General features: G+C 64.0%; 16 protein-coding genes and 2 rRNA genes. 5 read left to right on the plus strand and 13 right to left on the minus strand.

From position 1 onward, the window contains the following. Positions 1–6: 6 nt before the first annotated feature. From AB4079_RS03330 to AB4079_RS03360, 7 genes are all read right to left on the minus strand, one after another. Positions 7–3120 (minus strand): 23S ribosomal RNA (locus AB4079_RS03330). A gap of 459 nt (positions 3121–3579) precedes the next feature. Further along, positions 3580–5102 (minus strand): 16S ribosomal RNA (locus tag AB4079_RS03335). The 16S and 23S rRNA genes sit together here, the layout of an rRNA operon. 693 nt (positions 5103–5795) lie before the next feature. Continuing rightward, positions 5796–6863, minus strand: coding sequence for a c-type cytochrome biogenesis protein CcsB (gene ccsB / locus AB4079_RS03340; protein ID WP_441785852.1), 1068 nt, complete (start codon positions 6861–6863; stop codon positions 5796–5798). Positions 6864–6872: 9 nt separating this feature from the next. Further along, positions 6873–8384: a cytochrome c biogenesis protein ResB gene (gene resB, locus AB4079_RS03345; protein ID WP_441785853.1), complete on the minus strand. Its 1512-nt coding sequence runs from the start codon at positions 8382–8384 to the stop codon at positions 6873–6875. A gap of 100 nt (positions 8385–8484) precedes the next feature. Beyond that, on the minus strand, positions 8485–9225 hold the full coding sequence (locus AB4079_RS03350; RefSeq protein ID WP_441785854.1) for a cytochrome c biogenesis CcdA family protein: 741 nt from the start codon (positions 9223–9225) through the stop codon (positions 8485–8487). A 1-nt stretch (position 9226) separates the two neighbouring features. Continuing rightward, positions 9227–9844, minus strand: a complete 618-nt coding sequence (locus tag AB4079_RS03355) for a TlpA family protein disulfide reductase (RefSeq protein WP_441785855.1) — start codon at positions 9842–9844, stop codon at positions 9227–9229. After that, positions 9841–10545, minus strand: coding sequence for a histidine phosphatase family protein (locus AB4079_RS03360; RefSeq protein WP_441785856.1), 705 nt, complete (start codon positions 10543–10545; stop codon positions 9841–9843). Before AB4079_RS03360 ends, AB4079_RS03355 begins: the two co-directional genes overlap by 4 nt. Before the next feature lie 150 nt (positions 10546–10695). Between AB4079_RS03360 and AB4079_RS03365 the strand changes: the two genes are divergently transcribed. Continuing rightward, positions 10696–11457 (plus strand): JAB domain-containing protein, encoded by a 762-nt coding sequence (locus tag AB4079_RS03365; RefSeq protein WP_441785857.1) that lies wholly within the window; start codon positions 10696–10698, stop codon positions 11455–11457. On the opposite strand, the gene aspS is transcribed toward AB4079_RS03365, so the two are convergent. Further along, positions 11387–12715, minus strand: coding sequence for an aspartate--tRNA(Asn) ligase (gene aspS, locus AB4079_RS03370; RefSeq protein WP_441785858.1), 1329 nt, complete (start codon positions 12713–12715; stop codon positions 11387–11389). The two genes, AB4079_RS03365 and aspS, sit on opposite strands and share 71 nt — an antisense overlap. A 64-nt stretch (positions 12716–12779) precedes the next feature. On the opposite strand from aspS, the gene AB4079_RS03375 reads away from it, so the two are divergent. Beyond that, entirely contained in the window at positions 12780–13964 is a 1185-nt protein-coding gene (locus tag AB4079_RS03375) for an acetyl-CoA C-acetyltransferase (RefSeq protein WP_441785859.1), read from the plus strand. A 41-nt stretch (positions 13965–14005) separates the two neighbouring features. On the opposite strand, the gene AB4079_RS03380 is transcribed toward AB4079_RS03375, so the two are convergent. Genes AB4079_RS03380 through AB4079_RS03390 form a run of 3 tightly spaced genes read right to left on the minus strand, consistent with a single transcriptional unit; the run spans position 14006 to position 17719 of the window. Next, positions 14006–15133, minus strand: a complete 1128-nt coding sequence (locus tag AB4079_RS03380; protein WP_441785860.1) for a bifunctional 2-methylcitrate synthase/citrate synthase — start codon at positions 15131–15133, stop codon at positions 14006–14008. A 54-nt stretch (positions 15134–15187) separates the two neighbouring features. Next, positions 15188–16087, minus strand: a complete 900-nt coding sequence (gene prpB / locus AB4079_RS03385; protein ID WP_441785861.1) for a methylisocitrate lyase — start codon at positions 16085–16087, stop codon at positions 15188–15190. Positions 16088–16147: 60 nt separating this feature from the next. Next, complete coding sequence (locus tag AB4079_RS03390; RefSeq protein ID WP_441785862.1) at positions 16148–17719, minus strand: MmgE/PrpD family protein; 1572 nt, start codon at positions 17717–17719, stop codon at positions 16148–16150. A gap of 31 nt (positions 17720–17750) precedes the next feature. On the opposite strand from AB4079_RS03390, the gene AB4079_RS03395 reads away from it, so the two are divergent. Further along, on the plus strand, positions 17751–18389 hold the full coding sequence (locus AB4079_RS03395; RefSeq protein WP_441785863.1) for a LysE family translocator: 639 nt from the start codon (positions 17751–17753) through the stop codon (positions 18387–18389). 21 nt (positions 18390–18410) lie between these two features. Here AB4079_RS03395 and AB4079_RS03400 read toward each other — a convergent pair whose 3' ends face one another. Then, entirely contained in the window at positions 18411–18941 is a 531-nt protein-coding gene (locus AB4079_RS03400; protein ID WP_441785864.1) for a YbhB/YbcL family Raf kinase inhibitor-like protein, read from the minus strand. A gap of 9 nt (positions 18942–18950) precedes the next feature. Further along, positions 18951–19796: a polyprenol monophosphomannose synthase gene (locus tag AB4079_RS03405; RefSeq protein ID WP_441785865.1), complete on the minus strand. Its 846-nt coding sequence runs from the start codon at positions 19794–19796 to the stop codon at positions 18951–18953. Between the two features lie 147 nt (positions 19797–19943). Between AB4079_RS03405 and trhO the strand changes: the two genes are divergently transcribed. Beyond that, positions 19944–20831 (plus strand): oxygen-dependent tRNA uridine(34) hydroxylase TrhO, encoded by an 888-nt coding sequence (trhO, locus tag AB4079_RS03410; RefSeq protein WP_441785866.1) that lies wholly within the window; start codon positions 19944–19946, stop codon positions 20829–20831. A 96-nt stretch (positions 20832–20927) separates the two neighbouring features. After that, the gene (locus AB4079_RS03415; RefSeq protein ID WP_441785867.1) at positions 20928–22514 is read left to right on the plus strand and encodes a Na+/H+ antiporter; all 1587 of its coding nucleotides are present in this window, start codon (positions 20928–20930) and stop codon (positions 22512–22514) included. The last annotated feature ends 27 nt before the right edge of the window (positions 22515–22541 follow it).

Below are 22541 nucleotides of genomic sequence, written 5' to 3' on the forward strand. Positions count from 1 at the left end.
GTAGTGATTATCAAATTATCGGCTTATTAGTACCGGTCAGCTCCATGGGTCTTTAGTCCCCACTTCCACATCCGGCCTATCAACCCAGTAGTCTAGCTGGGAGCCTCTCGCCCGAAGGCATGGAAATCTCATCTTGAGGCCGGCTTCCCGCTTAGATGCTTTCAGCGGTTATCCATCCCGAACGTAGCTAATCAGCGGTGCTCCTGGCGGAACAACTGACACACCAGAGGTTCGTCCAACCCGGTCCTCTCGTACTAGGGTCAGATCCTCTCAAATTTCCTGCGCGCGCAGCGGATAGGGACCGAACTGTCTCACGACGTTCTAAACCCAGCTCGCGTACCGCTTTAATGGGCGAACAGCCCAACCCTTGGGACCTACTCCAGCCCCAGGATGCGAYGAGCCGACATCGAGGTGCCAAACCAYGCCGTCGATATGGACTCTTGGGCAAGATCAGCCTGTTATCCCCGAGGTACCTTTTATCCGTTGAGCGACAGCGCTTCCACAAGCCACTGCCGGATCACTAGTCCCGACTTTCGTCCCTGCTCGACTTGTCAGTCTCACAGTCAAGCTCCCTTGTGCACTTACACTCGACACCTGATTGCCAACCAGGTTGAGGGAACCTTTGGGCGCCTCCGTTACTTTTTGGGAGGCAACCGCCCCAGTTAAACTACCCACCAGGCACTGTCCCTGAACCGGATTACGGTTCTAAGTTAGATATCCAGAGTGACCAGAGTGGTATTTCAACATTGACTCCACCGACACTGGCGTGCCGGCTTCAAAGTCTCCCACCTATCCTACACAAGCCACACCGAACACCAATACCAAGCTGTAGTAAAGGTCACGGGGTCTTTCCGTCCTGCTGCGCGTAACGAGCATCTTTACTCGTAGTGCAATTTCGCCGAGTTCGCGGTTGAGACAGCTGGGAAGTCGTTACGCCATTCGTGCAGGTCGGAACTTACCCGACAAGGAATTTCGCTACCTTAGGATGGTTATAGTTACCACCGCCGTTTACTGGGGCTTAAATTCTGAGCTTCGCCGAAGCTAACCCTTCCTCTTAACCTTCCAGCACCGGGCAGGCGTCAGTCCGTATACATCGTCTTGCGACTTGGCACGGACCTGTGTTTTTAGTAAACAGTCGCTTCCCACTGGTCTCTGCGGCCTTCAAACGCTCCAGGAGCAAGTCCTTTCACGCCTCAGGCCCCCCTTCTCCCGAAGTTACGGGGGCATTTTGCCGAGTTCCTTAACCACGATTCTCTCGATCTCCTTAGTATTCTCTACCTGACCACCTGAGTCGGTTTGGGGTACGGGCGGCTTGAACCTCGCGTCGATGCTTTTCTTGGCAGCATAGGATCACCCATTTCGTCAATTAAGACTACGCATCGTGCCTGGGCCTATATGAGAGACGGATTTGCCTATCCCTCGGCTTACACACTTACACCGGGACAACCATCGCCCGGCTGGGCTACCTTCCTGCGTCACACCTGTTAATACGCTAGCCGCACCAGCATGGGGTCGAGCGTTAGGCCCGGACCTTCACCCCGAAGGGATCCGTGTCCAGGATTAGGACTCTTAGCACCACTGGATTAGCTTGGGCGGTTCTTCGCCGGTACGGGAATATCAACCCGTTGTCCATCGACTACGCCTGTCGGCCTCGCCTTAGGTCCCGACTTACCCAGGGCGGATTAGCCTGGCCCTGGAACCCTTGGTCTTTCGGAGGACGGGTTTCTCACCCGTCTTTCGCTACTCATGCCTGCATTCTCACTCGTGTAGCGTCCACGGCTGGTTTACACCGCCGCTTCACTCGCCACACGACGCTCTCCTACCCATCAACACGGCTGGACCACGAAGGCCTACCAATAATGTCAATGCCACAACTTCGGTGGCGTGCTTGAGCCCCGTTACATTGTCGGCGCGGAATCACTTGACCAGTGAGCTATTACGCACTCTTTCAAGGGTGGCTGCTTCTAAGCCAACCTCCTGGTTGTCTGTGCAACTCCACATCCTTTCCCACTTAGCACGCGCTTAGGGACCTTAGTTGGTGGTCTGGGTTGTTTCCCTCTCGACGATGAAGCTTATCCCCCACCGTCTCACTGCTGCGCTCTCACTTACCGGCATTCGGAGTTTGGCTGACGTCAGTAACCTTTTAGGGCCCATCGGCCATCCAGTAGCTCTACCTCCGGCAAGAAACACGCAACGCTGCACCTAAATGCATTTCGGAGAGAACCAGCTATCACGAAGTTTGATTGGCCTTTCACCCCTATCCACAGCTCATCCCCTCAGTTTTCAACCTAAGTGGGTTCGGTCCTCCACGACGTCTTACCGTCGCTTCAACCTGGCCATGGATAGATCACTTCGCTTCGGGTCTAGGACATGCGACTGAATCGCCCTATTCAGACTCGCTTTCGCTACGGCTACCCCTCACGGGTTAACCTCGCCACATATCGCTAACTCGCAGGCTCATTCTTCAAAAGGCACGCTGTCACCCCTACAAGGAGGCTCCAACGGTTTGTAAGCAAACGGTTTCAGGTACTATTTCACTCCCCTCCCGGGGTACTTTTCACCTTTCCCTCACGGTACTTGTCCGCTATCGGTCATCTGGGAGTATTTAGGCTTATCAGGTGGTCCTGACAGATTCACACGGGATTTCTCGGGCCCCGTGCTACTTGGGATACTCTTCGCGCCATTGGAACATTTCGGCTACGGGGTTGGCACCCTCTATGACTGGCCTTTCAATACCATTCGCCTATATTCCTTTGTAACGCTTGCAGTTCGGCAGAAGCTGCTGAAAAGTCCCGCAACCCCGACCATGCAACGCCTGCCGGCTATCACACATGATCGGTTTAGCCTCTTCCGGTTTCGCTCGCCACTACTAACGGAATCGCTTTTGCTTTCTCTTCCTGTGGGTACTGAGATGTTTCACTTCCCCACGTTCCCTCTACCCGCCCTATATATTCAGGCGGGAGTCACTGGGTCACCCAAAGGGCCCAGCGGGGTTTCCCCATTCGGAAATCCTCGGATCAAAGTTCGTTTATCAACTCCCCGAGGCTTATCGCAGATTACTACGTCCTTCTTCGGCTCCAGATGCCAAGGCATCCACCGTTTGCTCTTAGAAATTTGAAATCACATGAGTTTGAATCGATCGGCCCAGCTCCAGCTGCGACAAGCGCAGTCGAAGATGGGCAGATTGACCAATGATCTAATCAGTACATAAGTACTGATGATCATCTTTGTGATTCGAACCCGAAGGTTCGAATCTAAGATGCTCGCGTCCACTGTGTAGTTCTCAAAGTACGGGCGGTACCTTTTCTGCCGGCCAGTTATGCCAACGAGAAAAGGTCCAGAGGATTCGGTTCTCATCCGATCGGATGAGGTCCGGTCCCTCAGGACCCAACAGCGTGCATGTGCGAAGCTTCCCGTTCCGAACCTTTCCTATCTGCAAGAGATGTACTGAGTTCGAGCCGTTCGGCTCCGCACCAATGTCAATGTTCCACCCATGAGCTACCGGCTGGGACGTTCGCCCAGATCCGGCGCCTGGACACTCTTGCCGGTCAGACCGACAGAGTGCCAGTTGCTCCTTAGAAAGGAGGTGATCCAGCCGCACCTTCCGGTACGGCTACCTTGTTACGACTTAGTCCTAATCACCGATCCCACCTTCGACAGCTCCCTCCTTGCGGTTGGGCCACTGGCTTCGGGTGTTACCGACTTTCATGACTTGACGGGCGGTGTGTACAAGGCCCGGGAACGTATTCACCGTGGCGTTGCTGATCCACGATTACTAGCGACTCCGACTTCATGAGGTCGAGTTGCAGACCTCAATCCGAACTGAGACCGGCTTTTTGGGATTCGCTCCACCTTACGGTATTGCAGCCCTTTGTACCGGCCATTGTAGCATGCGTGAAGCCCAAGACATAAGGGGCATGATGATTTGACGTCATCCCCACCTTCCTCCGAGTTGACCCCGGCAGTCTCCTATGAGTTCCCGCCATTACGCGCTGGCAACATAGAACGAGGGTTGCGCTCGTTGCGGGACTTAACCCAACATCTCACGACACGAGCTGACGACAACCATGCACCACCTGTTTACGAGTGTCCAAAGAGTTGACCATTTCTGGCCCGTTCTCGTATATGTCAAGCCTTGGTAAGGTTCTTCGCGTTGCATCGAATTAATCCGCATGCTCCGCCGCTTGTGCGGGCCCCCGTCAATTCCTTTGAGTTTTAGCCTTGCGGCCGTACTCCCCAGGCGGGGCGCTTAATGCGTTAGCTGCGACACGGAAACCGTGGAATGGTCCCCACATCTAGCGCCCAACGTTTACGGCGTGGACTACCAGGGTATCTAATCCTGTTCGCTCCCCACGCTTTCGCTCCTCAGCGTCAGTTACGGCCCAGAGAACTGCCTTCGCCATCGGTGTTCCTCCTGATATCTGCGCATTCCACCGCTACACCAGGAATTCCATTCTCCCCTACCGCACTCTAGTCTGCCCGTACCCACTGCAGGCCCGAGGTTGAGCCTCGGGTTTTCACAGCAGACGCGACAGACCGCCTACGAGCTCTTTACGCCCAATAATTCCGGACAACGCTCGCACCCTACGTATTACCGCGGCTGCTGGCACGTAGTTAGCCGGTGCTTTTTCTGCAGGTACCGTCACTTTCGCTTCTTCCCTACTAAAAGAGGTTTACAACCCGAAGGCCGTCGTCCCCCACGCGGCGTTGCTGCATCAGGCTTGCGCCCATTGTGCAATATTCCCCACTGCTGCCTCCCGTAGGAGTCTGGGCCGTGTCTCAGTCCCAGTGTGGCCGGTCACCCTCTCAGGCCGGCTACCCGTCGTAGGCTTGGTGAGCCGTTACCTCACCAACTACCTGATAGGCCGCGAGTCCATCCTTGACCGAAGTTCTTTCCACGTACAGGAGATGCCTCCGTACGTCATATCCGGTATTAGCTTCCGTTTCCGGAGGTTATCCCAGAGTCAAGGGCAGGTTACTCACGTGTTACTCACCCGTTCGCCACTAATCCCCCGGAGCAAGCTCCAGGTTCATCGTTCGACTTGCATGTGTTAAGCACGCCGCCAGCGTTCGTCCTGAGCCAGGATCAAACTCTCCGTAAATGTTTAGCTCCACAGTCGCAAGCGACCGGGAAACATGGTGCAGAAGCAGACAGGAAATATGTCTACGACTGCGAGTTTGTCTTGACTAGTTTCGAATATCTACTGACATTCTGTTCTAATCCAAAGGAATCTCGCATCGGCCACTAGACTAGGTCTAGGAAGCCAATGCAGAGGTTATTTGGCATTTGACATTGTGCACGCTGTTGAGTTCTCAAGGATCGGACGCTCTCACTTTTCAGCCGCTAGGCTTTCTCCGTGAGGCAACTTGTCTACCTTACCACTCTCAGTCAGTTTGTCAAGTTGGCGTTTCGCGTTCCTCGTTGACCCTTGTTGGGCACAACCGAATCACACGATCCGAACCGGTTAGACCTGCTCAGTGAGTGGGTGTTAATCCTAAGCGCAGCAAGCGAACTAATTCAAGTTCGGATTTGCCGCTAGGCCTTGGATTTGGTCCCGCTTGAGGCCGGGGAGCTCTTCCGCTCTCCCGCACCTTTGGGGTGACAAGTAAGTACTTTACGCAGGCCCTCCGGCGGGTGCAAATTCGGCCAGCAGCCCGGGCGTGTCGTGCTTGACTTCCGCGGAACTACGCGGATCTCTCCACCGCTAGAGCTCTCACTGCCCCGGGAAAACGACGAAACCCCCTGGAATGCTGCGCGGCATCCCAGGGGGTTCGGTCTCGAGTCGTTCGCGGGATCAGAGTCCCGAGTAGGCGTGCAAGCCGTGGAAGAACACGTTCACGATGCCGAAGTTGAAGAGCACGGCCGCGAATCCGATGATCGCCAGCCACGCAGAGCGCGATCCGCGCCAACCGCGCGTCGCCCGTGCGTGGATGTATCCCGCGTAGATCACCCAGATGATGAACGTCCAGACTTCCTTGGTGTCCCATCCCCAATACCGGCCCCAGGCCTTTTCGGCCCAAATGGCGCCGGCGATCAACGTGAAGGTCCAGGCGATGAAGCCGACGATGTTGATCCGGTAGGCAAGGTTCTCCAGAGCGACCGAGCTGGGCAGGGTGGCCAAGAAGCGGAACTGCTGCGGACGCGATTCCGCGACCTGCCGCTCGCGCCGGTACTGCAGCAGCTGCAACCCCGAGAGAGCGAACCCGAGTGCGAAGAACGCCGTGCCCAGCACGGCCACGATGATGTGGATGACCAACCAGTACGACTGCAAAGCCGGCTGCAAGGGGACCACCGGCACGTAGTACCTCAGAAGAGCGATGCCCTGGAGCACCAGGACCAGCCCCAGAACGAACGTGCCGACGTACTTGATCGGCCACCTCAGGTTGGCGGCCAAGAACACGCCGATGATGACGAGGGTGCCCGTCATCGAGAACTCCCACATATTGGCCCACGGCACCCGTGCCGCCGCGATGCCTCTGAGCACGACCGCCACCAGATGGAATGCGAAGCCGATGATCGTCAGCGCGAAGGCCCACTTCAGGGACGCTCCGCCGCCGGACCCATTCATCACGTCGTCTTCCACACGCGTGCTGATGCGTGAGGACAGCCGCCCGATCGCCGAGGACGGGGGAGGCGACGCCTCGACCGGTGCGCTTCCGATCACCGTCGCTGCCGGCGCTCCAACAGGCGCCGCCACTTCAGCGCGACGCGCCACCGCGCTGGGCACCACCGCGGCCTCCACCGCGGTCGCTCGTGCGCCGCGACGGGCGAGGTCGAGCGCGAAGGCGATGAACGCCGCCGCGTAGAGTCCCATCGCCGCGTACAGGAACACGGTCGATAGCTGAGCCAGGGTTTCGGTCACAATGCAAGCCTAAGTCGTCGGACGCCCGGAAAGGACCCGGGAATGCTGGTCGGCCACGGCCATCACCGCGGCCAGGAGGTTGGGGTCGTCGCCTCGAGCGAGACCCGCGTATTCGAGTGTGAGCGATCCGTCCGGATTCTCGATCGTCTTCACCCAGAGCCTGCGCCGGGGAACGAACAGGGAGGTCAGCAGCCCCAGGAGGATCAGGATCGCGAACAGCAGCACCCAGATCTGCGCCGGGTCATTGTGCACCTCGAGCGTCGCGAACCGTTTGACACCGTCCAGGGTGATTGTCCCCAGCCCATTCGGAAGCTCGACCGTCTGGCCCGGCTTGAGCTCGAGTGCCTTGGTCTTCGTCGGTGGTCCGGCGAGTTGCTCCAGGGTGTCGGTGTTCAGGCTGTAGACGGACTGCGGAACACCGTCATCAACGCCGAGATCACCGGCGTACACGTTCAGACTGAGTACCGGATCGTCCAGGCCGGGGAACTTCGAGGCAAGCGCCCCCTTCGCGGTCTGGCTGTCCGTCACTGTCGGATAGAAGAAGCCGATCATCCCGACCTGCTCCTTCAACCCGTCCGGGATCTTCACGAAGCCCAACGACGTCAGGTTCGGGTCCGCTTGCGGAATGAACGGGACCGAATCGTTGAACACGACCTGCCCCTTCGTGTCTTTCACGGTGATCGTCGGGGCGTAACCGTTCCCCAGCAGGTACACGTTGGTTCCGCCGATCGCCAACGGATCGTTCACCTTGATCGTCGTCTGTCCGCTGGAGTCGCCCGGACCGGTGGTGGTCACGTGGGCGGTGTAGTCCAGCGGGGTGCCGATCGCATCCTTGTTCTTCGTCTCGTAACGCACGTCGAGCTTGTTCACGGCGATCGAGAAAGGCGAGAGCGACCCGTCGCTGAAGAATCGCCCGGGGTTGAACGAGTTGTACGACGGCAGACTGTTCACGAAGCTCTGGCCCTCGACCACGATCTTCTGGCCGGTGTAGCCGAAGCCGCCGCCGACGCCGATCGCGAGCAGCACCCCGACGAGGGCGATGTGGAAGACCAGGTTGCCCGACTCGCGAAGGTAGCCGCGCTCCGCCGAGACCGAGGTGGAGCGCGCATCCTGATAGAGGGCGACCCGGTAATGGTTGGCCTTGAGGATGTCACGGGCGGCCAGGATCGGATCGGTGCCGCCACCTCGCAGGCCGGCGGGCAGGATGCGCGACTGGAAACCGGCCATCCGCGCCAGCCGGACCGGCGTCCTCGGCGGCTTCGCCCGCATCGCCGCGAAGTGGTGCCGCGTGCGCGGGATGATGCAACCGATCAGCGAGGCGAACAGCAGCAGGTAGATCGCCGAGAACCACACCGAGGTGTAGACGTCGAAGAACTGCAGCTTGTCGAGCACCGGTGCCAACGAGGGGTTGTCGGTGAAGTACTTGGTGACGCCGTTGGGGTCCGAACTCCGCTGCGGAACCAGAGACCCTGGCACCGCGGCGATGGCGAGAAGGAGCAGGAGGAACAGCGCGGTGCGCATGCTCGTGAGTTGACGCCAGAACCAGCGCAGCCACCCACTGGGGCCGAGCTTCGGTTGGGCGACGTCCGGGTCCTCCAGGGGAGGCGCCGCGTCGATGTGATCAGAGGGCCGGCTCAAAACCTTGGATCACCGCCAAGAACTGGGACATGAGGTCGCTCCACAGACCGGTCACCATCAGGAGACCGATCAGCACCAGGAGCACGCCGCCGATCACGTTGATCGCCCGGATGTGGCGCTTGACGAAGCTGACGGAACCGGCCACCCAGTCGAAGCCGAGCGCAACGAGGAGGAAGGGTATCCCCAAGCCGATGCAGTAGAAGAGCCCGAGGAGCGCGCCCCGCCAGGGCGAACCGCTCCCCACGCTCAGAGCGCTGATCGCGGCGAGGGTCGGTCCGATGCAGGGCGTCCAGCCCAACCCGAAGACGATGCCCAGCAGGGGGGCTCCGATCAGCCCGGTCGCTGGACGCCAGGACGGCTTGATCGTGCGCTGCAGGAAGGAGAACTGGCCGATGAAGACCAGGCCCATCACGATCACGAGAGCGCCGAGGACCCGGACCACCACATCCTGCCAGCGCACCAGCCAGTATCCGAGAGCGCCGAAGGCGGCGCCGTACGCGATGAAGACGATCGCGAAGCCGAGGATGAACAGCGCGACGCCGGTGAGGACACGCGAGCGGTCCCGCTTGGCACCCGGATCGCTGATCCCCCCGACATACGCGAGGTAGCCGGGAACCAAGGGGAGTACGCACGGAGAGGCGAAGGACACCAGGCCCGCAACGAGTGCGATCGGCAGGGCCAGCAGAAGCTGACCGCTGAAGACGATCTGACCGACGTCGCCCACGTCAGTGCTCGGCCACGGCGTCAGAAATGAGGGTGTCGAGGATGCTCTTGTCCGGGATGGCGCCGAGGATGCGCGCCGCGACGCGACCCTCCTTGTCGACCACGAGGGTCGTCGGGGTCGCCTTCGGGGGAACCGTCTTGCTGAACGCCAGCAGGATGGAGCCCGTGTCGCGATCGAGCGCCGACGGGTAGGTGACGCCCTTCTCCTTCTCGAAACTCTCGGCCGTCTGCGCGGAGTCGTAGAGGTTGACGCCCAGGAAGCCGACGCCCTGCGTTGCGTACTTCTGGCTCAACGTTTCCAGTGCCGGCGCTTCGACTCGGCACGGGGGGCAGCCTGCGTACCAGAAGTTCACGACAAGGACTTTGCCTGCGTAGTCCTTCGACGACACGGTTTCGCCGTTCTGCAGGGTCCCGGTGAAGGACACCGGCTCGCCGCGGTTGCCCGCCGCGTATTCGCTGACGGTTCCGTCTCCGGCTATGTAGTTCTGGCCGTTGCCGGAGCGGTACTGGGTGGCCAGCGAGTCGTTCGCGGTGCAACCGCTGAGAGCAAGGGCTGTCGCAGCGACGGCGGCGAGGACGGGAAGGAGGATGCGGGAGCGACGACGGGGTGCGGCGGTCACACGGCCCCCACATCGGTGGCTGCGACGAGGAGGCTCGCAGCCGGCTCGAGGTACGAGACCTCCACGAGGCGCTGCGACTGAGCCGTGCGGCCGGGGTGGGCCGGCTGCGACTCCTCTTGCGGCTGGTCTGCGGTGTCGGCAGCCGGGGCGCGTTCGAACGTCGTGATGCTGGACAGGGCGCAGCGCCGCTTGCGCGGGTCGTGCGGGTAACGCTCCCCCGCCACTGACAGGTGTGTCACCCAGATGGGCAGCTGGTGGCTGACCAGGATGACGTCACCGGAGTCGACGGACTCGAAAGCCTCGTCGATCGCGGCCAGCATCCTTCGCTCGATGCTCGTGTAGGCCTCGCCCCAACTGGGGCGCAGTGGGTTGACGAGGAAGGGCCAATAGGTCGGTTTGCGGACGGCGAGCTTCATCTTCGTGCCCTCGAAGCGATTCGTCGGCTCGATGATGCGCTCGTCTATCACGGGCTCGAGACCGAATGCTGCAGCGATGGGCGCTGCCGACTCCCGGGTGCGCTGCAGCGGGGAGACCCGCAGCGCGTTCACCGGGCGGGCTCGGGCGACCAGGTCGTCGGCCGCTGCCTGCGCCATCTTGTGGCCGAGTTTGGAGAGGCCGAAGCCCGGCAGCCTGCCATACAGGATGCCGTCGGGATTGAACACTTCGCCATGGCGGACGAGGTGCACTTGGCTTGCTACCACCGCTCCAGTCTACGGAGGGGTTCCCCTTGAATTCACTGAGCGCGACGGGCTGGGGATAAGCCTCCGTCCACAGTCGACTGTGGAGGACGCCTTATCCCCAGATTTCTCCCCGCCAGACCCCTGACGCCGAGTACTTCATAGCGTCGAGCCATGGCCGACGAGGAAGAAGAGGGTGAGGCTCTTGCGAACATCCCGAACCATGACAGACCGCGCGAACGGATGCGCCGCCTGGGCATCGGATCGCTCACCGATGACGAAGTGCTCGCCCTGGTGCTGGGCTCCGGCCAGACCGGGCGCAGCGTTCTCGCGCTGGCACGATCGGTACTGCGGCGAACCGGCGGGTTCCCCGGGCTTGCCACCATGGACTTCGCCCGGCTCGAACGCTTGCCGGGGGTCGGGCCGGCGACAGCCGGGCGACTCGTCGCCATCATCGAGATCTGGCGGAGGGCCGGAGCGTCGTCGGCGTGGACACGGCTCGTCGACCACAAGGCGATCGCCGACGTCGTGCGCCCCGAGCTGCTGCACCGCGACAGTGAGCGCTTCGTCGTGGTCGTCGCCGACCGCGCCGCGCGGCCGATCGAACTGGTGCTCATGCGCGACGGGGGCGTCGACGAAACCGCCATGCAGCCGGCGGATGTGCTGCAGGCTGTCCTCACTCGTGGGGGACGCTCCTTCGCCGTTGCACACAACCATCCGTCCGGCGTCCTCGACGCGTCCGTGGCCGACCTCATGCTCACGCGGCGGCTCGACCAGTCGGCCGCAACCCTTGGGCTGCGGTTCCTCGGCCACATCCTGGTGGCGGGCGACAGCTGGACGGCTCTGCCGGCAGCTGGTTCCGGCGCTACGGCGTCAGGCGGGTCGGGCCGCGGAAGAGGTAGGTCGTCTCGCGCAGGTTCGCAAGGTGCAGCATGAGCATCAGGACGCGGGCCAGGCCCATGCCGAAGCCACCGTGCGGTGGGATGCCGTACCGGAAGAACGCCAGGACGTCTTCGAGCTCCTCGACGGAGAGGCCCTTCTCTGCGGCCTGCTGCTCGAGGATGTCGACGCGGTGCTCACGCTGGGCTCCGGTCGAGATCTCGACCCCGTTGAAGATCAGGTCGTAGCTCCGCGTGATCGACGGGTCCTCGGGGTGACGCATGTGATAATACGGCCGGATGCTCGCGGCATAGTCGGTCAGGAAGACGAACTCATGACCGTAGGTCTCCTTCACGTACGCCGAGATCTGGCGCTCGCCTTCAGGGTCCATGTCGTCGTCCTCGCGCGGAATCTCGTAACCGCGCTCGGCGACGATGCGCTTGGCCTCGGCGAGCGGGATGCGGGGGAACGGAGTCGACGGCACGGTGACCTCGACACCGAAGAGCCGCTCGATCTCCTCACCGTGCTTCTCCTTGACCGCGGTGAAGCCGGTGACGAGGAGCTCCTCGTGCACCTTCATGACGTCCTCGTGGCTGTCGATCCAGCTGAGCTCGGTGTCGACACTGGTGAACTCGGTGGCGTGGCGGCTGGTGAAACTCGGATCGGCACGGAACGCCGGGCCGATCTCGAACACGCGGCCGAACCCGGCCGCCTGTGCCATCTGCTTGAAGATCTGCGGGCTCTGAGCGAGGTACGCGGTCGTCTCGAAGTACGGGAGTTCGAACAGCTCGGCGCGCGACTCGGAGGCAGAGGACATGAGCTTCGGCGTGTGGATCTCGACGAAGCCGTTGTCGACCCAGTACTGACGAAGTGCGTGCTCGAAGGTCGTCTGCACACGGAAGATCAGGTTGTGCCGAGGCTCGCGCAGGTCGAGGAACCGCCAGTCCATGCGCTTGTCGATGCCGCTGTCCGCAGCGATCGGGGTCTCGGGAATGGCGGCCGTCTCGACCTCGAGAGTCGAGAGCCGGATCTCGATGCCGCCGAGCTTGACGCGCTCGTCGTGCTTCAGCTCGCCGGTCGCCCGGACGAACGTGCCCTGGGAGAGACCCGAAATGGTGAGCGCGGGCTCATCGGCCACGACCGCGCCGTCGTCGCCGACCGTGCGCGGGTTCACCAGCTGCACGGCACCCGATTCGTCACGCAGCACGACGAACTGCACCTTCTTCTGGTCGCGAACGGTCTCAACCCATCCGGCGACGCTCACGGGGCCGTCGGGAAGAGCGGCGAGGTCTTTGATCAGAACGCGTGCTGTCACGAGCCCCAAGCCTACCGGTGCGGCAGGTGTGAGAATGGAGGGACCAGGCACGAAGGAGTAGCCCATGAGTTCCGACGACGTCGTCATCCTGTCCGCCGCACGTACACCGCTGGGGAAGATCAAGGGTGCGCTCGCGTCCCTCAGCGCCGTCCAGCTCGGGACGATAGCGGTGCAGAGGGCGCTGGAGCGGTCGGGAATCGGTGCGGATACCGTCGACGCGGTGCTCTTCGGGCAGGTGCTCCAGGCCGGCGCCGGTCAGAACCCCGCACGCCAGACGGCGATCGGGGCCGGCATCGGTTGGGAGGTGCCTGCCACCACGATCAACAAGGTGTGCCTGTCGGGGCTGGCGGCCGTGATCGATGCGGCACGCCTCATCCGCACCGGCGAGGCGACGGTAGTCGTCGCAGGCGGCCAGGAATCGATGACCAACGCGCCCCACATCCTTCCCGGATCGCGGATGGGCTGGAACTACGGATCGCTCCAAGCACTGGACTCCGCTGCGTACGACGGGCTGACGGATGCCTTCGACGGGGAGTCAATGGGGGCATCGACGGAGAAGTACACGGAGAAACTCGGGCTGCGGCGGGAAGCACAGGACGAGTACGCGGCGCGGTCCCACCAGCGGGCCGGAGCTGCGGCGACCAACGGAGTGTTCGAGGACGAGATCGCGCCGGTCAGCATCGCGCAGCGCAAGGGCGACCCGGTGATCGTGGACACCGACGAGGGAGTGCGACCCGACTCCACTGCCGAGACGCTCGCGCGACTTCGTCCGAGCTTCGCCGAATCCGGCACGCTGACCGCGGGCAATTCGTCTCCCTTGAGCGATGGCGCTGCGGCCCTGGTGCTCACCAGTCGCGAGAACGCCGAGCGACTCGGTTTGGAGTGGCTCGCGCTCGTCGGCGCCAGCGGTCAGGTGGCCGGACCGGACAACTCCCTGCACTCTCAGCCATCGCGGGCGATCGACGCCGCGCTGAGGCGAGCGGGCTGGAGCGTCTCCGAGCTCGACATGATCGAAATCAACGAAGCCTTCGCGGCGGTCGCATTGCAGTCGATGTCCGATCTGGGTCTCGACCCGGAGAAGGTCAACATCCACGGTGGCGCGATCGCACTGGGCCACCCGATCGGTGCGTCCGGCGCACGATTGGCCGGGCACGCGGCGCACGAACTCGCGCGGCGCGGCTCTGGGCGTGCTGCGGTGGCGCTGTGCGGTGGCGGCGGTCAGGGAGACGCTCTGCTGCTGTACCGCTGAGCTCCGCCCGAGCGTGGCTGGAGTCGCTGCGAGCTCGTGTTCTAGCGCTCCAGGTGACGCTCGTCCGGACCGGTGTACTGCGAGAGCGGTCGGATGAGGGAGTTCGCGGCGTACTGCTCGAAGATGTGCGCGGTCCAGCCGCTCACTCGGGCGGCCGCGAACAGCGGCGTGAACGTCTCGGTGTCGAAGCCCATCAGGTTGTACGCCGGCCCGGAGGGGTAGTCGAGGTTCGGCTTGATGTTCTTCCGCTCACCCATTGCGCTCTCGAGGGCCTCGTAGAGGTCGAGCAGATCCTGCCGGTCGTAGTGCTCGGCGAGCGTGACCAGCGAAGCTTTCATGGTGGGAACCCGCGAATCCCCGTTCTTGTAGACGCGGTGACCGAAACCCATGATCTTGCGCTTCTCGGCGAGCGCGGAGTCCAGCCAGTCCGCCGCGCGGTCGGCCGAGCCGATCTCATCGAAAGCGTGCATGACGGCCTCGTTGGCTCCTCCGTGCAGGGGGCCCTTCAGTGCCCCGATGGCACCGGTCACCGCAGAATAGACATCCGACAGTGTCGAGGCGATCACCCGCGCGGTGAAGGTCGACGCGTTGAACGAGTGCTCCGCGTAGAGGATCAGCGACACGCGGAAGGCGTCGACCACGACGTCGTCCGGCACTTCTCCGAAGGTCAGCCACAGGAAATTGCGCGAGTAGTCCAGATCGTCGCGCGGTTCGATCGGCTCGAGTCCGCGCCGACGGCGCTGGATGTAGGCGACGATCGTGGGCAACTGCGCGAGCAGGTAGATCGCGCGCCCCTCATTGAGATCGCGGTCGAGAGCACCGTCGGGCTGCTGCAGGGTGGCGTCCAGCCCTCCGAGCTGACTCACGGCCGTGCGGAGCGCGTCCATCGGGTGGGCAGACACGGGTACATCATCGATTGCCCTGCGGGTGCGGTCGTCGAGGCGGCGAAGGGAACGCTCGAGAGACTCGAAGGCGACCAGTTCGTCGTGGCTGGGCAGCTCGCCGTGCCAGAGGAGGAAAGCGACCTCCTCGTACGAGCAGTGACGCGCGAGTTCCTGCACGGGGTAGCCCCGGTACAGCAACGAGTTGGTCTGCGGATTCACCGAAGAGATCGTCGTCGTGTCGACGACGACACCGGCGAGGCCCTTGTGGATCTCCTGGTCGGTCATCTGAGCTCCTTCGCTGCTGGGGTCGCCGTTCGAGTGGGCCGCGGGAAGCGGTCCCTAGCGACGCACCTCGAAGTTGTACACCGAGGTGTCGAACGCGTTGTATCCCTCGTAGTCAATCAGGTCGTACAGATCGGCGCGATGTTGCATCTCGTCCAGCATCGGCTCCAGAGTCCCCTGCGCGAGAAGCTGCTCGAGGCCGCGCTCGGCGGCGCCCATGGCCAGCCGAAGAAGCGACACCGGCCAGATGACGATGTTGACGCCGACGTCCCGAAGCTGGTCGACCGTGAACAGATCGCTCTTTCCGAACTCGGTCATGTTGGCAAGGATCGGGACGTCGACGGCCGCCCGCACGGCCTCGAACTCGGACAGGTCCGCCACCGCCTCCGGGAAGAGCGCGTCCGCGCCGGCGTCGACGAGCGCCTTGGCGCGATCCACGGCCGACTGCAGACCCTCGACCGCGCGAATGTCCGTCCGAGCCATGATCAACAGGTTGGAGTCCCGCCGAGCATCCACTGCCGCACGAATCCGCTTGAGCGCGGTGTCCTGGTCGACCACCTGCTTACCGTCGAGGTGGCCGCAACGCTTCGGGTTCACCTGGTCCTCGATGTGCAGGCCGGCCACGCCCGCGTCTTCAAGCGCCTGCACGGTCCTCGCGACGTTCATCGGCTCGCCGAAACCGGTGTCCGCGTCCACGAGGGCGGGCAGATCGGTCATGCGCGCGATCTGCGCGGAACGCCCCGCTACCTCCGTCTGCGTTGTGAGGCCGATGTCCGGGAGCCCCAGCTCCGCCGACAGCACCGCCCCCGAGATGTAGACCCCCTCGAAGCCTTTGCGTTCGATGAGCCGTGCGCTCAGTGGATTGAATGCACCCGGCATCCGGACCAGCTCTCCGGAAGCGAGACGGGCGCGGAAAGCGGCGCGCTTCTCGTGCGCCGGAACGGTCGAATACAGCATGCGGGGAGTCCTCGTCGTCACAAGGGCCACCAGAAGATGGCCCTACCTATCTTCTCAGGGTCAGAACAGCCCCCGCGGGGCGGGGACAGCGGCGAGCGCGCCGGGGCGGGCCGTGATGGTGAGTCCACCCAGCTCAGCGGAACTCAGCTCCGGCAGGCGCTGCGCCAGCGTCAGGAAACGCTCGATCTCCTCCCCCTCCAGCACCCCGGCCGCGAGAGTGCGGAACTTGGCGACGTAGTCCTCACGGGCGAACGGGCGCGCGCCGAGCGGGTGCGCGTCCGCGACGGCGATCTCGTCCTCCACGACGGTGCCGTCGGCCAACCGGATCACGACGCGGCCACCGAACGCCTTCTCGGCCGGGTCGGCCGAATGGTATCTGCGGGTCCACTCGGGGTCCTCGGTGGTACTCACCTTGCCCCAGAGCTCCACGGTGTCCGGGCGGGCGGCACGCGACGGAAGGTAGGAGTCGACGTGGTGCCAGCCGCCGTCCTGCAGCGCGACCGTGAAGATATACGGAATGCTGTGATCCAGCGTCTCGCGGGAAGCGGTGGGGTCGTACTTCTGCGGGTCGTTCGCGCCGGACCCGATGACGTTGTGCGTGTGGTGCGACGTGTGGATGACGATGCTCTCGACGCGCGAGGCATCGGCGACCTCCGGATGCTCCCGGTGGAGCTTGCGGGCCAGGTCGATCCAGGCTTGCGCCTGGTACTCGGCCGAGTGCTCCTTCGTGTACGAGTCGAGGATGGCGCGCTTCGCCTCTCCGCGCTCCGGAAGGGGCACGTCGTAGGAAGCGTCCGGGCCGCCCAGAAGCCAGGCGATGACCCCGTCCTCCCCCTCGTAGATCGGGGTCGGGCTGGTCTCGCCGCGAAGGGCACGGTCGATCGCCTCGACCGCCATCTTTCCGGCGAAGGCGGGGGCGTGCGCCTTCCAGCTCGAGATCTCACCCTTCCTGGACTGTCTCGTTGCCGTCGTGGTGTGGAGCGCCTGACCCACCGCTTGGAAGATCGTCTCGGCGGGAAGCCCGAGCAGCGTGCCGATGCCCGCGGCCGCCGACGGCCCCAAATGGGCGACGTGGTCGATCTTGTGGCGGTGCAGACTGATCGCCCGTGCGAGGTCGATCTGGATCTCGTAACCGGTCGCAATCCCACGAACCAGGTCCCGGCCGCTCAGCCCGTAAGCCCGGGCCGCGTGCTGAGCAACGGCGGTGACGGGCGGGATGTTGTCGCCCGGGTGCGAATACTCGGCGGCGAGAAATGTGTCGTGATAGTCGAGTTCGCGGACAGCGACCCCGTTGGCCCAGGCGGCCCACTCCGGCGACACCCGGGTCGACGGCCACTCCCCGAAGACGGTCGAGCCGTCCTGCGGATGCTCCGTCGACTCGGTCAACTCCTGGAGCTGACGAGCCGGGATCGGATGCGCCAGAGCCTGCGCCCGCGCGGAAACCACCGGCCGCCTGGTCAGCGAAGCGGCCGCCACAGCCGCGTTGTCAATCACGCGGTTGATCACCATCTCGGTGACGTCCGCGTCGACCTCGACGGGATCGGTCGCGACCTCGGCGATCTTCCACGCGAGCTGATCCTGGCGAGCCAGGTTCTCCTCGCTGCTGTGCACACGAACGTTGTGGAGCTTCACGTAACGAACCTACCTCCCCTACGCTCGGCACATGGTTCCCGGTCCCTCGCTGCTGGCGTTCGCTCTTGCGTCGCTGGCGCTCATCGTCATCCCGGGTCCGAGCGTGCTGTTCGTCATCGGGCGATCCCTCGCCCTCGGTCGACTCGGAGGCCTGCTCAGCGTCTTGGGGAATGCGATGGGGATGCTGCCCCTCGTCATCGCGGTGGCCTTGGGCATCGGGGCCATCGTCGCCCAGTCACTCGTCCTCTTCACGGTCATCAAATTCGTCGGAGCCGGCTATCTGGTCTATCTGGGAATCCAGGCGATCCGGCACAGAAGGCACACGGCCGTGACGCACGAGGCGACGCCCCCGCAGCGATCCCGCTGGCGGATCCTCAGCGAAGGATTCGTGGTCGGGCTGACCAACCCCAAGTCCCTGGTCTTCTTCGTCGCCGTCCTGCCGCAGTTCGTGGACTACCGCGCGGGTGCGCTCCCCCTGCAGTTGTTCGAACTGGGTGCGGTGTTCCTCGTACTTGCTCTCATCTTCGACAGCATCTGGGCGCTCGCCGCCGGCACAGCGCGCCAGTGGTTCGGTCGCTCGCCCAAGCGGGTGGAGCGACTGGGCGCGACGGGCGGTGTCCTGATGATCGGCCTGGGCGGTGTGCTCGCCTTCACCGGCGTCAAGCACTGACTGGACGCCGGCGGCCCGTTCTCAGATATCGCCTGCCGTGGCCACCGGCGCGAGGACCGCCCGAGCCAGCGAGTGGAAGTGGGCGTTGAAGCCGAGAACGGCCGGTGTCGACTCCGGGTCGAGCTCCAGGTGCTCGACGTCCAGCGCGTGCACGACGATGTCGTAGCGGTGCGTTCCCGTTCCGGGAGGTGGCCCGGCACCGGTGAAGCTCTTCGACCGGAGCTCGTTGGAGAGCATGACCGCGCCCTGCGGAAGGTTGGCACCGCCCTCAGCGCCGGCGTTCGAGGCGAGGTCGGTGACGGAGACCGGGATGTTGAACACGGCCCAATGCCAGAAGCCCGAGCCCGTCGGCGCATCCGGGTCGTGGATCGTCACGGCGAAACTCTTCGTCTCGGCCGGGAACCCGGACCACGACAACTGGGGTGAGATGTCACCGCCGCCACCGCTGGCGCCCCAGTGCTCGCGCGCGAGCGGTCGTCCGTCGGCGACATCGTCGCTGGTCACAGTGAACAAAGGGACGGCGCCGAAGCGCTCGAGAGGATCGTGTGCCATGGCGCCAGGCTACGCCCGGGCCACCGGTTCGACCGCCGGTGTGGTCGAACCCTTGCGGAAGCGCCGCGGGATTCCGGCGAGGCCCCACAGCGTGACCCGGACCATCGCCTCGACGACGATTCCGCCGCCCATCTTCGAGGCCCCCCGCTCACGCTCCACGAAAGTGATCGGCACCTCGACCAGGTCGAGCCCCGCGGCGTACGCGCGCCGCGTCATATCGATCTGGAAGCAATAGCCCTGACTCTCGGTGCGCTCGAAATGGAGCGTGCGCAGCGCATCCGCAGTGAAAACGCGGAAGCCGCCCGTCACATCCCGAATCGGAATCCCCAGCGCGATACGCGAGTACGCGCTGCCGCCCCGCGAGATCAGACGTCGGTAGGCCGGCCAGTTCACGACCCCGCCTCCCTCGACCCAGCGCGAGCCGAGTACGACATCGGCGCCTTCGACATCGGCGCCCGCGACATCGGCGCCTACGACATCGGCGCCCGCGGCCTCGGCGCCCGCGGCCCCGCCGTGCAGGCCGTCGTTCCGAAGCGCGCCGAGGAGCCGGGGCAGCTGCTCCGGCTGGTGCGAGCCGTCCGCATCCATTTCGACGATCGCGGTGTAGCCCGAATCCAAGGCCCAGGTCATCCCTGCCCGGTAGGCGGCGCCCAGGCCCTCCTTGGCGGTGCGGTGCATAACGTGCACGCTCGCGTCGGTCGCCGCGAGCGCGTCCGCAAGCTCTCCGGTCCCGTCGGGCGAACCGTCGTCGACGATCAGCACGTCCGCGTCGGGCACTGATGCACGAACGCGCCCGACGATCGAGCCGACGTTCTCCCGCTCGTTGTAGGTCGGGATGATCACGAGGGTTCGCACAACCCGCCTTTCTGTCAGGGCCGCCCGGCGGACCTCTCTCACCCTGTCGCACCAGTCTGAACGGCAGGCGAACGAGCCTTCCGTCGCTCACAGGCTCCACGATCCTACGATCATCGCCGTCCGGAAAGCCTCGCCTACGATGAGGCGGTGGCCGTCCCGAAAGTTCTCCTCTTCTATGTATTCGCGCCGCTGCCCGATCCGGAAGCCATCCGCCTCTGGCAGCGGGAGCTGTGCGAGCGGCTCGCGCTGCGCGGCCGCATCCTCCTCTCACCGCACGGAATCAACGGAACGCTCGGCGGTGAGCTCGATGCCCTCAAGCGCTACCTGCGCGTGACGAAGGAGTACCCCGCCTTCCGTGACGTGGACGCGAAGTGGAGCGAAGGCACCGGCCTTAATGCGGACAATCTCAGCCTGGACTTTCCGCGACTGTCGGTCAAAGTGCGCGACGAGATCGTCTCGTTCGGCGCACCCGACGAAGTGCAGGTCGACGAGAACGGCGTCGTGGGCGGCGGCGCACGGCTCGACCCCGAAGGTCTGCACGCGCTCGCCGAGAAGCGGGACGACCTCGTGTTCTTCGACGGACGCAATCGCTTCGAAGCGAGCATCGGGCGGTTCCGGGATGCGGTCGTGCCCGACGTCGCCAACACCCGCGAGTTCGTCGAGGCGCTCGACAGCGGCGCCTACGACCATCTGAAGGATCGACCGGTCGTCACCTATTGTACCGGGGGCATCCGCTGCGAGGTGCTCTCGTCGCTCATGCGGTCGCGGGGCTTCCAGGAGGTCTACCAGCTCGACGGCGGAATCGTCCGTTACGGGGAGGCGTACGGCGACGACGGTCTGTGGGACGGATCGTTGTACGTCTTCGACGACCGCGGATCAATGACCTTCAGCGACCACCCCGCCGTTATCGGCCGTTGCACCACCTGCGGCGCACGGACGAGCAGGATGCGCAACTGCGTCGACCTCGCATGCCGGGAGCAGCTTGTCGTCTGCGGGCAGTGCGATTCGGCGTCCTGCGAGGCGCACGCAGCCTGACGGCGAAGGTTCTCCACATCGCGGAGAGCGAACAGGTTCTCCACCGTTCAGCGGAAATCTTGGCAGCCCCGTTGCGTTGCCGCCATCATGAACAGCATGGATCCGGTCACCACAATCGTCTGGATCGTGTCGTTCGTCGTCGTCACGGTCACGGTCACCGGCCTGTCCCGGAGGGTGGGCTGGTCGGCACCCGTCGTGCTGGTCGTCGTGGGAGCGGCCGCCTCCTTCGTCCCCGGCGTCCCCCAGGTGGCACTGGAACCGGAGGTGGTGCTCTTCGGTCTGCTCCCTCCTCTGCTGTTCGCCGCAGCCATCCAGACGTCGATCGTGGATGTGCGCGCCAGGCGCGACGGCATCCTGCTTCTCTCGGTCGGCCTGGTGGCGTTCACCGTCATCGTCGTCGGCTTCGCGACGTTCCTGGTGGTGCCGGCCATCACCCTGGCCGCCGCCTTCGCCTTCGGTGCTGTCGTCGCCCCCACCGACACGGTGGCGGTGCAGGCCATCGCCGGCCGCGCGCGGCTGCCTCGACGGCTGGTGACGGTGCTCGAAGGCGAGAGCCTGCTCAACGATGCGACGGCGCTCGTCGCCCTGAACGCGAGCATCGCGGCCATCGTCAGCGTGGTGAACCCGTGGGCGGTGGGCGGCGACTTCGTCCTCGCGGTCGTGGTCGGCATCGGCGTCGGGCTCGTCGTCGGCCTCCTGCTCGCCATTATCCGCAAACAGCTGCGCTCGCCCGTGCTCGACACATCGCTCGCCCTGGTCACCCCGTACCTCGCGTTCATCCCGTCGCAGCTCTTCCACGGCTCGGGGGTTCTCTCCGTCGTCGTCGCCGGTCTCTACCTCGGCTACCGCTCGCCCACCATTCAGACCGCCGAAGCACGCATCGCGGAGACGATCAATTGGCGAACCATCAGCTTCCTGCTGGAGAACGCGGTCTTCCTCTTCATCGGGCTCGAGTTGCGGTCCATTCTGACCGCGGCGTTCACGTCCGGCATCACCGTTCCCCAGACGATCGCCATCAGCGTCGTGGTTCTGCTCGCCATCTTCCTCGCGCGGTTCCTTTGGATGATCGGCACGACCACGCTCTACCGCTACGGCCCGCAAAGACTCAGGGAACGCGGCTGGTCGTGGCCGACCGGCATCGCGGTCTCCTTCGCCGGCATCAGAGGCGTGGTCACGCTCGCGGCCGTCTTCCTGCTGCCGTTGTCGACTCCCCATCGCGAGTTCCTCCAGTTCCTCGCCTTCATCGTGGTGATCGCGACACTGCTGGAGGGCCTCGCGCTGCCGTGGGTGATCCGCAGACTCAAGCTGCCCCCACCCGACTTCGCGCAGGAGGCGAGCGAGATGCAGCGACTGCTCGCGGAAGCGCAATCGGCGGGTCTGGAGCACCTCGAGTCGCAGGTGACCGGCAGCGAGGACGAACGCGTGATCGAACGGCTGCGGATCAACGCCCTGTTCCTCGCTGATGCCCTGGAGAACCCGGCGACCGATGGTGCGGCCGACCTCCCCCTTGAGTACCGGAAGCTTCGCCGCACGATGATCGTGGCGGAACGGCAGGCGGTGCTGGAAGCGCGGGCGGAAGGCCGATATCAGGAGCAGGCCGTGCGGTCGGTGCTGGCCTTCCTGGATGCGGAAGAATCGGCGCTCAAGGCGGGCGGCGCCGATGGGAAGAAGTCGCTCATGTGAACCCGGCCCGCATCATGCGCGAGGAAC

This window comes from Leifsonia sp. 2MCAF36, from assembly GCF_052115525.1.
In the GTDB taxonomy this organism is placed as follows: Bacteria; Actinomycetota; Actinomycetes; order Actinomycetales; family Microbacteriaceae; genus Leifsonia.

What these genes read in the sequence shown, in the direction of transcription:
- resB (WP_441785853.1), bottom strand. Translation starts at nt 8,384, where the DNA reads ATGCGCACCGCGCTGTTCCTCCTGCTCCTTCTCGCCATCGCCGCGGTG.
- AB4079_RS03415 (WP_441785867.1), top strand. Translation starts at nt 20,928, where the DNA reads ATGGATCCGGTCACCACAATCGTCTGGATCGTGTCGTTCGTCGTCGTC.
- AB4079_RS03400 (WP_441785864.1), bottom strand. Translation starts at nt 18,941, where the DNA reads ATGGCACACGATCCTCTCGAGCGCTTCGGCGCCGTCCCTTTGTTCACT.
- AB4079_RS03365 (WP_441785857.1), top strand. Translation starts at nt 10,696, where the DNA reads ATGGCCGACGAGGAAGAAGAGGGTGAGGCTCTTGCGAACATCCCGAAC.
- AB4079_RS03380 (WP_441785860.1), bottom strand. Translation starts at nt 15,133, where the DNA reads ATGACCGACCAGGAGATCCACAAGGGCCTCGCCGGTGTCGTCGTCGAC.
- AB4079_RS03395 (WP_441785863.1), top strand. Translation starts at nt 17,751, where the DNA reads ATGGTTCCCGGTCCCTCGCTGCTGGCGTTCGCTCTTGCGTCGCTGGCG.
- prpB (WP_441785861.1), bottom strand. Translation starts at nt 16,087, where the DNA reads ATGCTGTATTCGACCGTTCCGGCGCACGAGAAGCGCGCCGCTTTCCGC.
- AB4079_RS03375 (WP_441785859.1), top strand. Translation starts at nt 12,780, where the DNA reads ATGAGTTCCGACGACGTCGTCATCCTGTCCGCCGCACGTACACCGCTG.